The organism is Clostridium sp. AF50-3 (genome assembly GCF_003477445.1).
Classification (GTDB): Bacteria; Bacillota; Clostridia; order Lachnospirales; family Lachnospiraceae; genus Otoolea; species Otoolea fessa.
The window spans coordinates 138,318-152,745 of record NZ_QUDH01000002.1; the positions used below are offsets into that span (position 1 = coordinate 138,318).

The following is a 14,428-nucleotide window of genomic DNA, read 5'->3' on the forward strand; positions in this document are numbered from 1 at the left end:
AAGAAAGGAATCTATTACCATGAATATTTTAGTTATTAACTGCGGAAGTTCTTCCTTAAAGTATCAGTTAATCAACTCTGAGACAGAGGGCGTTCTGGCTAAGGGTCTTTGCGAGAGAATCGGCATCGACGGTATGCTGACTTACCAGCCGGAGGGCGGCGAAAAAGAGAAATCTGAGATCGCTATGCCGACCCATACAGAGGCTATCAACGCAGTTCTGGCAGCCCTGACTAACGAGAAGAGCGGCGTTATCAAGAGCCTGTCTGAGGTAGGTGCAGTTGGACATCGTGTCGTACACGGCGGCGAGAAATTTACTTCTTCCTGCTTAATCAACGACGAGTCCATGAAAGCGATCGAAGAGTGCAACGATCTGGCACCGCTTCACAACCCGGCAAACCTGATTGGTATCCGTGCCTGCCAGGAACTTATGCCAGGCGTACCGATGGTAGCTGTATTTGATACCGCTTTTCATCAGACCATGCCGGATGTTGCTTACACCTACGGTATTCCGTATGAATACTATGAGAAATACAAAGTTAGACGTTACGGCTTCCATGGTACTTCCCACAGCTACGTATCTAAGAGAACCGCTGAGATCGTTGGAAAACCGTATGATCAGATGAAGATCATCGTTTGCCACCTGGGTAATGGCGCCAGCATCTCCGCTGTAAACTGCGGCAAATCTGTAGACACCAGCATGGGTCTGACTCCACTGGAAGGTCTGGTTATGGGTACACGTTCTGGTGACCTCGATCCGGCTATCATCGATTTCGTAGGTAAAAAAGAAGGTCTGTCCCTGGATGAGATGAACGAAGTCCTGAATAAGAAATCCGGTATGCTCGGTATCTCTGGCGTATCCAGCGATGGTCGTGATCTGGAAGCAGCAGCTGAGACTGGCAACAAGAGAGCACAGCTGGCCCTGGACGTATTCGATTACCGCGTAATCAAATATATCGGTGCATACGCAGCAGCTATGAACGGTGTAGATGCAATCGCATTTACCGCTGGTATCGGCGAGAACAACATCAAGATGAGAAAAGATGTTTGCAGCAGCCTGACCTACTTAGGCGTTAAACTGGATGAGGAGAAGAACAACGTAAGAGGTGAGGAGAGAATCATCTCTGCTGACGACTCCAAGGTTCAGGTTCTCCTGGTTCCGACCAACGAAGAGCTGGCTATCGCCCGCGAGACTCTTGCACTGGTAAAATAATTAAATATGAATTTAAATTTGCAAAAATATGTAAAATTAATCATTGACAAACGCGCTCGACCTTTGTATAATATCAAAGTGCGTATTAGGAGATTAGTATGCTGATTCATTTATCGGAACTTTTTAACTGCGAGGGTAGAAAGAAAGTCTATACAGTCGAGACTGCGCTGGACTCTGTTGATTTTGACGGAGAGACGTTTCAGATTGAGAAGGCTGAGCCTTTTGAACTGGAACTGACGGCTAAGACACGGCATAAGTATACGATGAGTGGTCATGCGACGCTGACGGTGGGAGGTCACTGTGCGCGTTGTCTGGAGCCAGTATCTTTCGACTGCGAACTGGATTTTGGACGAGAGTTTGAGGTGCAGGACGGTCAGGAGGAGAGTTTAGATGATGAACCTTTATGAAGGGGTACAATCTGGATGTAGACCAGTTGGTTTGCAACGAACTGCTACTGAGCTTGCCTATGAAAGTCCTGTGCAGAGAAGACTGCAAGGGGATTTGCAATAGATGTGGTACAAATCTTAATCTTCGGACTTGTACCTGTGACACTAGGTCGCTCGATCCAAGGATGTCGGTTATCCAGGAGATATTCAATGAATTTAAGGAGGTGTAACCATGTCTATCTGTCCTAAGAACAAATCTTCCAAAGCAAGAAGAGACAGCCGCAGAGCTAACTGGAAAATGAGTGCTCCGAACTTAGTAAAGTGCAGCAAGTGCGGTGCTCTGATGATGCCTCACAGAGTGTGCAAAGCTTGCGGAAGCTACAACAAGAAAGAAATCGTTAAAGTAGAAGACTAAGCTACAAGTATTGAAAAATAAGGGGTTAAGCGATTTTTGCTTAACCCATTTTTCGTATTTTAGCCCATTTTTAGTCCATTTCAAGAGGGTGTTTAACAGGTGTTTTTGGGTAGATTTTAGCAACTATAACTTATGGCTTATAAAATGTGGTCAAAAACAGGAGAGATTATTAATTTGCAATAATCTCTCCATTTTTTATATTTCGTGAATATTATCAAATCTGTGATTTTTATTAGTAAAAATGTAAAAAATGGGGATAGAAGAGCATTAAGCTCAACTATCCCTATAAGAATGTTATTTAACAAAGTATTTTATGTACTGTTATTTGTTATTTAACTTTTACTAGCGAAAGTCATATATGTGCCTCCTGTAAATGAAAATATATTTCTAATTACAGGGGCCGCTCTCGCTACTTCTGAAAAAGATCAATAGCGAGAGCGGTCGCATATTTTGACATTTTTGTCAAGTATCAATTTAAAAATATGTTAGACTCCTATAGGGGATTTAACGCTAAAGCTTAACTTACTGACATTGGCTCATGGGTAGGCACTTTTGGAACCGAAAGTGCCGTAAGAAAACGTGGTGGCAGCAGGAATTTGCCGTATTTAAATGCGAAGCCACGGCAAATTCAGTTACTGGACACGTATGTGTGTACAGTAACTGAGATACTATGTAGATGGCGGTGTTGTATGCAAAAAGGTGTACAATACCGCTATTTTTGTTAATATAGAGAAGAAGAAAAAAGAGGGATAATATTTTATAAATATCACGTTAGGAGGTTTTACATATGAAAAGGGGAAAATATTTACTTTTGACCGTCACAGCTGCCGCGCTTCTGGCGGCGATCCCATTTCAGGCATTTGCGTCGAAGGATACGGAGGACCGCAGCCCGGTTGGCTCGATCGGCTTGAATGTTTCGTCCTCGATTCATGTCGGTGATGAGAGTTCAGATGTGGATGTTTCGCTCGATTTCGGTGACTGCGATATTTCCAATGTTGATGTGATCAACGAGCCGTCCGGTAAATGGGTGGACAAGGATAAGCCAAAGCTGGAGGTTACGCTGGAGGCAGACGATGATTATTATTTTAAATCCGGTTATGCGAAAAAGAATGTGACCCTGAGCGGCGACAGTGCGACGGTTACTTCCATCAAGCGCAAGGGCGATGAGGAACTCCGGGTCGTGATCACCCTGAAAGCTTTAAAAGGAACCTCCAGTGATTACAGCCTGGATGTAGATGAGGCAGAGTGGGATCAGATGGATGGCGTTGCAGAGTGGAACGGCAGTGAGGATGCGAAATACTATGAGCTGCGCGTTTACCGGGATGAGAAATTTTTAAGTACGGTAAAACCGGGAAAAGAAACGAAATACAATCTTGGACGTTATCTCACGCAGGCGGGAACCTACACGTTTGATGTGCGCGCGGTTTACAGCGATTCACGGCACGGCGAATGGCAGACATCGGATTCCTTCACAATCACGGCGGAGCAGGCGCAGGAAATTCAGAAGACGCTTGTCTTCAAGGAAGCAGGCAGCGGTCCGGCAGCCGGTGCGTGGGAACAGGATGCGCTTGGCTATAAGTACCGCAATTCCGATGGAAGCTATGTGACCAATAACTGGCAGCAGATCGGCGGTGTGTGGTATTTCTTCGATGAAAATGCATATTGCAAGACGAATACCTGGGTGTTCTGGAATGGAAAATGGTATTATCTGGATGTAAACGGCGCGATGTTAGTTAATACGACGACACCGGACGGCAAGCAGGTCGGGGAAGATGGGGCGCTTCTGTAAAATGTTTAAGAAACAATTTTGATGAAAATCCGTCAGGGAAGATGGAGACAGAATTGTAAAATAGATGTGAGAAGAGACAGGTTGCACGGAATATGCGGTCTGTCTCTTTTACATTTAAAAACAGAGAAAAATAAAGAGAATATTTGCAAACAGAACGATGGTAGAATGAAAACACATACATGAAAAGAGTGATGAAGGACAAGCTGGCAGTTATTTCTGATGGAATAAAAAAATTAACAAAAAGTATACTTGCATATTGTGAAATAAGTAGTAAGATAGAGGTGGTATCTCATGACTGCCTATTTTTTAACAATCTAGGGGAAGGGGCGGTCTGAGAAGAGACTGCAAGGGGTTCTAAGCCAGTATGGAGGATGGCAGAAAAAGGACTGACAAAGGAGGGGCACAGAGATGGCAGCACAAATTTTGGCTGTGATTATTTTTATTGTAATGTTTGGACTTATCATCTGGGATCACATTGAGAGGCATATCGTATCGCTCGGATGCGGGCTTCTGACGCTGGTGCTGGTGTTTGGCGTCTGTATGCACAGTGAGGCGGCAGCGGCGGAGACGCTGAGCCTGCACAGCTTCATGGTTCCGAACTTCTGGTTTCAGACCGAGGCGGCGGCAGAGTCCTCGAGCGGCATCAACTGGGCGACGATTCTTTTTATTGCCGGTATGATGCTGATGGTGGAGGGCATGGAGCGCGCGGGATTTTTCCGGTGGCTGTGCCTGACAATCGCCAAGGCGGTACATTATAAGACGATCCCGATTTTTATTTCATTTATGCTGATGTCGGCGTTTCTGGCGATGTTTATCGACAGTATTACCGTTATTCTTTTTTTGGCAGCGGTCACGGTAGAGCTGGCGCATCTTCTGCATTTTGAACCGATTCCGATGATCATTTCAGAGATCTTCTGTTCGAATCTGGGCGGCTCTGCGACGATGTGCGGCGATCCGCCGAATATCATCATCGGAACCTCGCTCGGATATTCATTTAAAGATTTTATTTTAAATACAGGTATGATGGCGGGTGTTTCGCTGATTTTTATCGTGCTGTTTTTCTATTTTTCCTTTAGGAAAGAATTAAAGGCGAGTGAAAAGCATGACGAAGCGGTTACATATCCATCCCCACAGGAGGCGATCGCGGATCGGAAACGGTTTGCGGTCAGCGTGGTGATCTTTGCGGCGGCGATCGTGATGCTGGTGACGCATGCACAGACGGGACTGACAGTTGCGACGATCGGCGTATTTATCGGTGCTTTTTCGCTGCTGGCATCCGGCGGTGAGGCGCTCAGCATGATTAAGAAGCTTGACTATAAGACGCTGCTATTCTTCATTGGTCTTTTTGTCGTGGTCGGCGGCATGGAGCAGACGGGCGTCCTAAATTCTTTAGCAGGGATCATTGACGCAGTCAGTGGAAATAATGTAAAATGGGTAGTAGCGATTGTGCTGTGGCTGTCGGCGCTTGCGAGTGCATTTGTGGACAATATCCCATTTGCGGCGACGATGATCCCGGTTATCCGGAGTCTGGCGCAGGCAGGCGGCATGGATCTCTCGGTTCTGGCGTGGGCGCTTTCGATGGGTACGGATATTGGCGGCTGCGGAACTCCGATCGGAGCCTCGGCAAACGTAGTTGGTATCTCAGTGGCAGCGAAAAACGGACATTTTATCGGCTGGGGGAAATATTGCCGGTATGCAGCTCCGGCGACGGTGCTGGTAATCCTGATTTCCATGGTTTGTATATATGTGAGATACTTTTAAGGGGGCTTTTATATGGAGGAGAGGAAAAACAGAGTGATTATCTCGGTCAGCAGACAGTTTGGCAGCGGCGGACACAAGATAGCGGAAGCGCTGGCAGAGCATTTTGAACTTCCGATTTATGATCATAGGATGCTGGACAGTATTGCCAAGGAAAAGGGTGTGGATCCGCGTGTGCTGGAAAAATACGACGAGAAGCCGCTAAACCGTTTTCTGGCGCGCAATGTCAGCGGATTTTCAAGCTCTCTGGAGAACAATCTGGCGCAGATGCAGTTCAGTTACCTGAAAGACAAGGCCGATTCAGGGGAATCGTTCGTGGTAGTTGGACGATGTGCGGAGACGGTTTTAAAGGAATATGACGGACTGATCACGATCTTTGTGCTGGGCGATGAGGAAACACGGGTGAAGAGAATCGAGCAGCTGCACGGACTTTCAGAGGACGAGGCGAAACGTCTGGTAAAGACGAAGGACTGGCGGCGGAAATCCTACCACAACTGTTACAGCCGCGGACGTTGGGGAGATTCCAGAAATTATGACCTTTCGATCAACAGCAGCCGGCTGGGAATTGAGGGAACGACGAAGATGCTGGAGGAGTATGTGCAGGCGAGGATGGACGCGATGCAGAAATAAAATAATAGAGATATCGAAGGAAAAGAGAAAGGGGAACGTGTGCATAGGCGGCGCACGTCCCCCTTTCCCTTTTTCTGCCGAGGTGTTATACTGTTACTGTTCCCGGGTGGGCACTTTTGGAACCGAAAGTGCCGTAAGAAAACGTGGTGGCAGCAGGAATTTGCCGTATTTAAATGCGAAGCCACGACAAATTCCGTTACTGGGCACGTATGCGTGAACAGTAACGTTATACTAAAAAATATGGAATTAGATAGAAAAATCGTATTTGCTATCTGTTCGATCTTGTTTTATAGTATATAAGATATTTAATAGGAGTTTGATGATATATGACAGAGTTAAAAAAAAGAAAAAAAGACCGGTCTCGTTCTGGAGGGCGGCGGGATGCGCGGTATTTACACAGCGGGCGTCCTGGATGTGTTTTTGGATCATGATATTTCATTTGACGGCGTGATCGGCGTCTCGGCGGGGGCAGTGCATGGGGCTTCGTTTGTGTCGGGGCAGAAGGAGCGGAGCATCCGCTATTATAAAAAATACTGCAATGACAAGCGTTTTATGAGCTTTGAAAACTGGCTGCGGACGGGAAATCTGGTGGACGAGCAGTTCTGCTTCCATGATATACCGGAACGGCTGGATCCGTATGATTACGAGGCATTTGACCGGGGAAATACACGGTTTTATGTGGCATGCAGCAATGTGGAGACAGGGAAAGCAGAGTATCTGGAGATCAAAGATATGTTCAAAGATGTCGAATATTTCCGTGCGACGGCATCCCTTCCGTATGTGTCCCATATGGTCGAGGTTGGTGGAATGAGCTTCTGGACGGCGGCTGCACGGACAGCATTCCGTTGCGTACCTTCGCTAAGATGGGGTATAAAAAATGCGTCGTTGTGCTGACCCGTCCGGCGGGCTACCGCAAGAAACCGGGCAATTTCTGGCTGCCGGAGGCGGCATATCACAAATATCCGGCGTTCGTGAGGGCGCTTCGCAGCCGCTATTATTTCTATAATAAGACGGTGGAATGGATCGATCGCCTCGAACAAGAGGGAAAAATTTTTGTTATCCGTCCGAGCGTGGCGCTTCCAATCGGCAGAACCGAACATAGTGTTGAAAAATTGCAGGAGACGTATGATATCGGCAGGAAGGATGCTGCCAATCAGATGCATGCAATGGAAAATTGGTTCAAATCTTATTGATTTATAGATTGATCTCTAGTATAGTAAAGATTGATGTAATGTGGCTGTGGACAATAAAAAGCGGGACAGCTGCAGCGTGACGATGAAAGAGCGATTCGTTCGGACCACATATGCCGCAGTGGCGGAAGACAGGTTTGGTATGTGTATCGCTATAAATTATAGAAGGAGAACACGCAATGGTTAAGATAGCAGTAGATGCCATGGGGGGCGACAACGCACCGGGTGAGATCGTGGCAGGTGCCGTGATGGCAGCCCAGTCGAGGGAAGATATTCAGATTTTCCTGATCGGCAAGGAAGAAGTCGTATCAGAAGAATTAAAAAAGCATACATATAAGAAAGAACAGATCGAGGTTGTCAATGCGACTGAGGTCATCGAGACGGAGGAACCGCCGGTCAATGCGATCCGCACGAAGAAAGATTCGTCCATCGTGGTCGGCATGAATATGGTCCGCAGGGGTGAGGCGGATGCATTCTGTTCCGCGGGCAGCTCCGGCGCGATTCTGGTCGGCGGACAGGTGATCGTCGGCAGAATCAAGGGCGTTGAACGTCCGCCACTGGCTCCATTGATTCCGACAGAAAAGGGTGTATCCTTGCTGATCGACTGCGGCGCCAATGTCGATGCAAGACCGTCCCATCTGGTACAGTTTGCAAAGATGGGCTCCATCTACATGGAACACGTGGTTGGCATCAAGAATCCGCGTGTGGCGATCGTCAACATCGGTGCGGAGGAAGAGAAGGGCAATGCGCTGGTGAAAGAGACATTCCCGCTCTTAAAAGAATGTAAGGACATCAATTTCATCGGCAGCATCGAGGCACGCGAGATTCCGCACGGCGGCGCGGATGTCATCGTTTCTGAGGCATTTGTCGGAAATGTCATCCTGAAACTCTATGAAGGTGTTGGTGCAACCCTGATTTCCATGGTAAAACAGGGCATGATGACGAGCCTGCGCTCAAAGATCGGCGCATTGCTTGTAAAACCGGCGTTGAAGACGACGCTCAAAGCATTCGATGCGAGCCAGTACGGCGGCGCACCGCTTCTGGGATTGAAGGGGCTGGTTGTCAAGACGCACGGAAATTCCAAGCGCATCGAGGTGTGCAATTCGATTCTTCAGTGTGTGACCTTTAAAGAGCAGGCGATTAATGAAAAGATCAAGGAAAGTCTGTGAAGCTTTCGTGAAATTATAAAATGTAGCGAAAAAACGATATGTTTTTAATCAATCTAGAATTCTAAATATTTTAAAATAAGTTCATAGAAAGGAAGAAAATTATGGAATTTGAAAAATTACAGAACATTATCGCGGAGGTACTGAATGTTGAAGCAGATGAAATTACGTTAAATACGACGTTTGTGGATGATCTGGGCGCTGATTCGCTGGATATTTTTCAGATTATCATGGGAATCGAGGAGGCGTTTGATATCGAAATTCCGACTGAGGAGGCAGAAAAGATTGTATCTGTGGGCGATGCAGTAGAGCAGATCAAGAACGCACTGAACTAATTCAATGTTTGTTAAAAAGTTATAGAGAAGTCTGTCAGGCAAAGGGGCTGGGCGGGCTGCCGAAGGGCAGGATCGCGACAGCTCCTTTCCAAAAAGAACGGATGTTTGACTCTGGCTCACAGACACAAATAGCAATGATTGCCGGAATCAGTCAGCAGCAGGACAGGCTGGAAAGAGAGAAATATATGGAGTATACATTAAATAAATTGGAAAAACGGATTGGCTATTCGTTTCAGGACAAGAAGCTTCTGGAACACGCGATGATACACAGTTCGTATGCCAATGAGCACCATCTTGGAAAACTGGGATGCAACGAGCGTCTTGAATTTTTAGGCGACGCGGTGCTGGAAGTGGTATCGAGTGATTTTCTGTTCCGCACGTTTCCGGAGATGCCGGAGGGCGATATGACAAAGACACGTGCGAGTCTGGTCTGCGAGCCGACGCTTGCATTCTGCGCACAGGAGATCGATCTGGGTGGATTTTTGCTGCTTGGAAAAGGCGAGGATGCGACCGGCGGACGGGGGCGCGATTCGGTGGTGTCGGATGCGATGGAGGCACTGATCGGTGCGATTTATCTGGACGGTGGTTTTGCTAATGCAAAAGAGTTTATTCATCGATTTATTCTCAACGATATGGAACACAAAAAGCTCTTTTATGATAGCAAGACTATCTTGCAGGAGATTGTGCAGGGACACACAGACGAGACACTTACATACGTTCTTCTGAAAGAAGAAGGACCGGATCACAACAAGAGCTTCGAAGTGTCCGCGATGCTGGACGGTCAGGAGATCGGCCGCGGCATCGGACGGACGAAAAAATCAGCGGAACAGCGTGCGGCGTACCGTGGGATCCTCACTATCAGAAAACCGCAGGAGTAGGTATGTATTTAAAGAGTATTGAAATACAGGGTTTTAAGTCATTTGCCAATAAAATTCTGTTTGAGTTCCACAACGGAATCACGGGCATCGTCGGGCCAAACGGCAGCGGCAAGAGCAATGTCGCCGATGCAGTGCGCTGGGTGCTCGGTGAGCAGAGAAGCAGGCAGCTGCGCGGCGGCACGATGCAGGACGTTATTTTTGCTGGTACGGAGCTTCGAAAACCGCAGGGATTTGCCTACGTGGCGATCACACTGGATAATGCCGATCACAAACTTCCGATTGAGTACGACGAAGTCACGGTTTCAAGACGTCTTTACCGTTCTGGTGAGAGTGAATATAAGATTAATGGAACGAGCTGCCGTCTAAAAGATATCAACGAGCTCTTTTACGATACGGGTATCGGTAAAGAGGGATATTCCATCATCGGACAGGGGCAGATTGATCAGATTTTAAGAGGGCGGCCGGAGGAACGGCGCGAGCTGTTTGACGAGGCGGCTGGAATCGTGAAATTCAAGCGGCGCAAGGCGATCGCACAGAAGAAGCTGGAAGATGAAAAACAGAACCTGATCCGCGTGACGGATATTTTGTCCGAGCTGGAAAAACAGGTAGGACCGTTGGAACGGCAGTCGGAGGAGGCGAAGGAGTATCTGCGTCTGCGGGAAGAGCTGCGCTGCCTGGACGCCAACCTGTTTTTGGCAGAATCGGAGGAATTGAAGCGCCAGATCCGGGAAGTGGAGCAGAAGGAGATGATTCTGACCGGCGATCAGGAGAGTGTGCGGGCGGAATCGGAGACACTGAAATCGGAGTACGAATTGCTCGGAACCGAGCTGGATGCGCTGGATGCGGCGATTGCCGCGGATCGTGAGGCGTGCAGCCGGGAAGATCTGGAACGCCAGGAGAAGACCGGACGGATCGGGGTTCTCAGAGAGCAGATCCGGACGGAGCAGATGAACGAAGAACATATCCGCAGCCGGATGGCGTCGATCGACGGCGAAATGCATCAGAAAGAGGAAGAACAGGCGGAATATGAGTCTGAAAAACAGGCACTAAATGCATCGGTGCAGATGATCGAGGCAAAACAGCAGGAAGCGGAGGCAGCAGTCCGTTCGATGGACGAGGCGGTCAGCCGGACGGAAACTTTGATCGAGACAGCAAAAGCCGAGATCATGGACGCTCTGAACCAGAAAGCGGAACTTGCCGCCCGCCGTCAGCGCTATGAGACGATGCTGGAGCAGGCGGATGTGCGCCGGGCGGAAGTGACGCAGAAGCTTTTGAAATTCAAGAGCGATGAGTCGGTTCAGGAAGAGCAGAAAAAAGAAGAAGAAGCCAAATTAGGGAAGGTGCGGGAATGTCTGGAAGCGTTTTCGGCGCAGGAAAAAGAGCTGCAGGAGCAGACGCGCACGGAGGAAGAACAGGAACGCCGCCTGAACCAGAAACTTTCGAGCCTTCAGCAGGATTACCACACGAACCGGACAAAGCTGGAATCGATGCGGAATCTGGCGGAGCGCTACGAGGGCTACGGCGGCAGTATCCGCCGCGTGATGGAAGTCAGGAACTGCGTTCCGGGTATTCACGGCGTTGTGGCGGATCTGATCAGCACGACGAAGAAATATGAGACGGCGATCGAGACGGCACTTGGCGGCAGCATCCAGAACATTGTGACGGATTCCGAGGAGACGGCGAAACGCCTGATTGAACACCTGAAAAAGAACCGGTATGGCCGTGCGACGTTTCTGCCGCTGACCAGCATGGAACGCCGCCAGAGTTTTGGACAGCCGGGGGCGCTGAAAGAAATGGGCGTTCTTGGACTGGCAAGCGAACTGGTCTCTGCGGATGAGAAATACAGCGGGCTGGTGTCCTATCTGCTGGGACGCGTGGTCGTGGTGGATCAGATCGATCATGCGATTGCGCTGGCAAAGAAATATCGGCATTCTCTCCGGATCGTGACGCTGGACGGCGAGCTTTTAAGCCCTGGCGGTTCGATGACCGGTGGTGCATTCAAGAACAGCAGCAATCTGCTGGGACGCCGCCGTGAGATCGAAGAACTGGAAGCTGCCTGCAAAAAGGCATTGGAACAGGTAGAGGCGGTACAGAAGGAGCTGGCAGAGACAGGGCGCAGGCTGACGGAAGCGAAGAGAACACTGGCATCCGTCCAGGAGAGGCGCCAGCAGATGCAGATCCAGCAGAATACGTTGGAACTGACGATCTGCCAGTTAGAGGCGAGACGGCAGGAGATTGCAGATTCCTCGCAGGATCTGTCTTCAGAAAATCAGGAACTCGAGCTGCAGGTAGGCGATCTGCGCGGGGCGCTGCGGGAGCTGCAGACCGAAGAGACGAAGCTTGAAACGCTAAGCAATGAGAAGAACCAGTACGTGGAAGAGCAGCAGACAGGTCTTGAGACGGCGAAAAAGCAGCGTGGGGAAGCGGCGGCAGCCCTTTCGGAGATACAGCTTGGGCATTCCCAGGCGGAGCAGAAGGGCGCGTTTATCGAGGAAAATCTGCGCCGTGTATTGCAGGAGCAGGAACGTCTCCGGGCAGAGAAAGAGAAACTTTCCGGCGGTCACGCGGACAGCAGCGAGACGATCGCTGCCAGAGAGCGAGAGATTGCAGCGCTGGAAGCCGAGATACAGGCGTCCGGGGACAAGCGGACGCAGATGGAACTGGTAATCCAGAACAAGCAGCGTGAGAAGGAAGAAAAGGCGGGGCGGCAGAAAACTTTCTTTGATAAAAAGGAAGAGCTGAACGAACGTCTCCAGCTTTTAGACCGCGAGAACTTCCGTCTCCAGAATCAGAGAGAACGCCTGAATGAGCGCCTGGAGTCGCAGGTCGATTATATGTGGAGTGAGTATGAGCTTACGTATTCGCGCGCGGAAGAGCTGCGGAAGGAAGAGTTGACCTCGATTCCAGAAATGAAGCGGTCGATCAATGGGAAAAAGATGGAGATCCGCGCCCTTGGGAATGTCAATGTCAACGCGATCGAGGACTACAAGGAGATATCCGGCCGCTACGAATTTATGAAAAACCAGCATGAAGATCTGGTAGCGGCACAGGCGGCGCTGGAAAAAATTATCGAGGAGCTCGATGAAGGAATGCGGCGTCAGTTCAGGGAAAAATTTGGTGAGATCCGCCGCGAGTTTGATAAAGTATTTAAGGAATTATTCGGAGGCGGAACGGGTACGCTGGAGCTGTCGCAGGAAGAAGATATTCTGGAGGCAGGCATCCAGATTATTTCACAGCCGCCGGGCAAAAAACTGCAGAATATGATGCAGCTCTCCGGTGGGGAGAAAGCATTGACGGCGATCGCGCTGCTTTTTGCAATTCAGAACTTAAAACCGTCGCCATTCTGCCTGCTTGATGAGATTGAGGCGGCACTCGACGATTCCAACGTAGACCGGTTTGCCGGGTACCTGCATAAGCTGACGCGCTACACGCAGTTTATTGTCATCACCCACCGAAGAGGCACGATGGTGTCGGCAGACCGCCTGTACGGTATCACGATGCAGGAAAAAGGTGTGTCCACGCTGGTATCGGTCAGTCTGATCGAGGCGCAGATGGAGCGGGAAGAGGAAAAGCAGAATTATAATTGCAAAAAAGAGCTCAGAAATAGAAAAGGAGGCGCAGCCATGGGAGAGAAGAAAAAGGGCTTTTTCAGCCGTCTGGTAGAAGGGCTGACGAAAACGAGAGATTCCATTGTAAGCGGAATTGATTCCGTATTCAGCGGTTTTTCCGCGATCGATGATGATTTCTATGAGGAGATCGAAGAGACGCTTATCATGGGCGATTTAGGTATCCAGACGACGATGGCGATCGTCGAGGATCTCCGGAAAAAGGTAAAAGAAAACCACATCAAGGATCCGGCAGAGTGCAAGGATCTTCTGATTGCCAGCATCAAAGAGCAGATGGATCTGGGCGAAAATGCCTACGAATTTGAAAACCGCAAGTCGGTTGTGCTGGTGATCGGCGTCAACGGCGTCGGGAAGACGACCTCGGTCGGCAAGCTGGCGGGTCAGTTAAAGGATCAGGGCAAGAAGGTCATTCTGGCGGCGGCGGATACATTCCGTGCGGCAGCGATTGAGCAGCTGACGGAGTGGGCAGGACGCGCGGGCGTTGATCTGATCGCCCAGCAGGAAGGTTCTGATCCGGCAGCTGTTATCTACGATGCGATCGCGGCGGCAAAATCAAGAAATGCCGATGTGCTGATCTGCGACACGGCAGGTCGTCTGCATAACAAGAAAAACCTGATGGAAGAGCTAAAGAAGATCAACCGGATCATCGACAAAGAATATCCGGACGCCTACCGTGAGACATTGGTTGTCCTTGACGGAACGACCGGTCAGAACGCGCTTGCACAGGCAAAACAGTTTATGGAGGTGGCGGATATCACCGGCATCATCCTGACGAAGCTGGATGGCACGGCAAAGGGCGGTATCGCGGTTGCGATCCAGTCCGAGCTTGGTATTCCGGTTAAATACGTCGGAATCGGCGAGAAGATTGACGATTTACAGAAATTCGATGCGAATGATTTCGTCAATGCACTGTTTAAGAGAAATGAAGCATTGACAGAGAATGAATAAAGCTAAAAATAGCTGAACATGCCGCGGCTGAAACTGGTTTGGCGGAGAACAAATCTGCTTAAGCCGTAGATTCAGATAGAGAGGACACACCCGGCAG

Annotated in this window: 13 protein-coding genes; all 13 read left to right on the forward strand. The window is 49.3% G+C overall.

The window, feature by feature from the left end; all coding sequences use genetic code 11:
- Positions 1-19: 19 nt before the first annotated feature.
- Positions 20-1,210 (forward strand): acetate kinase, encoded by a 1,191-nt coding sequence (locus tag DW085_RS03140; protein WP_022360442.1) that lies wholly within the window; start codon positions 20-22, stop codon positions 1,208-1,210.
- A gap of 98 nt (positions 1,211-1,308) precedes the next feature.
- On the forward strand, positions 1,309-1,617 hold the full coding sequence (locus DW085_RS19515; protein WP_243015177.1) for a hypothetical protein: 309 nt from the start codon (positions 1,309-1,311) through the stop codon (positions 1,615-1,617).
- Positions 1,614-1,826: a DUF177 domain-containing protein gene (locus DW085_RS19520; protein WP_347474960.1), complete on the forward strand. Its 213-nt coding sequence runs from the start codon at positions 1,614-1,616 to the stop codon at positions 1,824-1,826. Before DW085_RS19515 ends, DW085_RS19520 begins: the two co-directional genes overlap by 4 nt.
- 2 nt (positions 1,827-1,828) lie before the next feature.
- On the forward strand, positions 1,829-2,011 hold the full coding sequence (gene rpmF, locus DW085_RS03150; RefSeq protein WP_003499726.1) for a 50S ribosomal protein L32: 183 nt from the start codon (positions 1,829-1,831) through the stop codon (positions 2,009-2,011).
- A 787-nt stretch (positions 2,012-2,798) separates the two neighbouring features.
- A complete protein-coding gene (locus DW085_RS03155) occupies positions 2,799-3,800 on the forward strand; it encodes a hypothetical protein (protein WP_106999764.1) in 1,002 nt (333 codons plus the stop codon).
- A 408-nt stretch (positions 3,801-4,208) separates the two neighbouring features.
- Positions 4,209-5,561 carry an SLC13 family permease gene (locus DW085_RS03160; protein WP_118491328.1) on the forward strand — a complete coding sequence of 451 codons (1,353 nt, stop codon included), beginning with the start codon at positions 4,209-4,211 and terminating at the stop codon, positions 5,559-5,561.
- A gap of 12 nt (positions 5,562-5,573) precedes the next feature.
- The gene (locus tag DW085_RS03165) at positions 5,574-6,188 is read left to right on the forward strand and encodes a cytidylate kinase-like family protein (protein ID WP_118293659.1); all 615 of its coding nucleotides are present in this window, start codon (positions 5,574-5,576) and stop codon (positions 6,186-6,188) included.
- A gap of 381 nt (positions 6,189-6,569) precedes the next feature.
- Positions 6,570-7,082 carry a patatin family protein gene (locus DW085_RS19525; RefSeq protein ID WP_243033907.1) on the forward strand — a complete coding sequence of 171 codons (513 nt, stop codon included), beginning with the start codon at positions 6,570-6,572 and terminating at the stop codon, positions 7,080-7,082.
- Positions 7,052-7,381, forward strand: coding sequence for a DUF6363 domain-containing protein (locus tag DW085_RS19530; RefSeq protein ID WP_243033908.1), 330 nt, complete (start codon positions 7,052-7,054; stop codon positions 7,379-7,381). Before DW085_RS19525 ends, DW085_RS19530 begins: the two co-directional genes overlap by 31 nt.
- 176 nt (positions 7,382-7,557) lie before the next feature.
- Positions 7,558-8,547, forward strand: coding sequence for a phosphate acyltransferase PlsX (gene plsX, locus DW085_RS03175; protein WP_106999768.1), 990 nt, complete (start codon positions 7,558-7,560; stop codon positions 8,545-8,547).
- A 101-nt stretch (positions 8,548-8,648) separates the two neighbouring features.
- Positions 8,649-8,879 carry an acyl carrier protein gene (gene acpP / locus DW085_RS03180; protein WP_106999769.1) on the forward strand — a complete coding sequence of 77 codons (231 nt, stop codon included), beginning with the start codon at positions 8,649-8,651 and terminating at the stop codon, positions 8,877-8,879.
- Positions 8,880-9,064: 185 nt separating this feature from the next.
- A complete protein-coding gene (rnc, locus tag DW085_RS03185; protein ID WP_107000387.1) occupies positions 9,065-9,757 on the forward strand; it encodes a ribonuclease III in 693 nt (230 codons plus the stop codon).
- Positions 9,758-9,759: 2 nt separating this feature from the next.
- Positions 9,760-14,331 (forward strand): chromosome segregation protein SMC, encoded by a 4,572-nt coding sequence (gene smc / locus DW085_RS03190; protein ID WP_118491330.1) that lies wholly within the window; start codon positions 9,760-9,762, stop codon positions 14,329-14,331.
- Positions 14,332-14,428 lie beyond the last annotated feature (97 nt).

Bases quoted from the DNA above. Each gene is read 5' to 3' on its own strand.
- acpP (WP_106999769.1), top strand. From the start codon at position 8,649: ATGGAATTTGAAAAATTACAGAACATTATCGCGGAGGTACTGAATGTT.
- rnc (WP_107000387.1), top strand. From the start codon at position 9,065: ATGGAGTATACATTAAATAAATTGGAAAAACGGATTGGCTATTCGTTT.
- smc (WP_118491330.1), top strand. From the start codon at position 9,760: ATGTATTTAAAGAGTATTGAAATACAGGGTTTTAAGTCATTTGCCAAT.
- DW085_RS19525 (WP_243033907.1), top strand. From the start codon at position 6,570: ATGCGCGGTATTTACACAGCGGGCGTCCTGGATGTGTTTTTGGATCAT.
- DW085_RS03155 (WP_106999764.1), top strand. From the start codon at position 2,799: ATGAAAAGGGGAAAATATTTACTTTTGACCGTCACAGCTGCCGCGCTT.
- rpmF (WP_003499726.1), top strand. From the start codon at position 1,829: ATGTCTATCTGTCCTAAGAACAAATCTTCCAAAGCAAGAAGAGACAGC.
- DW085_RS19515 (WP_243015177.1), top strand. From the start codon at position 1,309: ATGCTGATTCATTTATCGGAACTTTTTAACTGCGAGGGTAGAAAGAAA.
- plsX (WP_106999768.1), top strand. From the start codon at position 7,558: ATGGTTAAGATAGCAGTAGATGCCATGGGGGGCGACAACGCACCGGGT.
- DW085_RS03165 (WP_118293659.1), top strand. From the start codon at position 5,574: ATGGAGGAGAGGAAAAACAGAGTGATTATCTCGGTCAGCAGACAGTTT.
- DW085_RS03160 (WP_118491328.1), top strand. From the start codon at position 4,209: ATGGCAGCACAAATTTTGGCTGTGATTATTTTTATTGTAATGTTTGGA.
- DW085_RS19520 (WP_347474960.1), top strand. From the start codon at position 1,614: ATGAAGGGGTACAATCTGGATGTAGACCAGTTGGTTTGCAACGAACTG.
- DW085_RS03140 (WP_022360442.1), top strand. From the start codon at position 20: ATGAATATTTTAGTTATTAACTGCGGAAGTTCTTCCTTAAAGTATCAG.
- DW085_RS19530 (WP_243033908.1), top strand. From the start codon at position 7,052: ATGGGGTATAAAAAATGCGTCGTTGTGCTGACCCGTCCGGCGGGCTAC.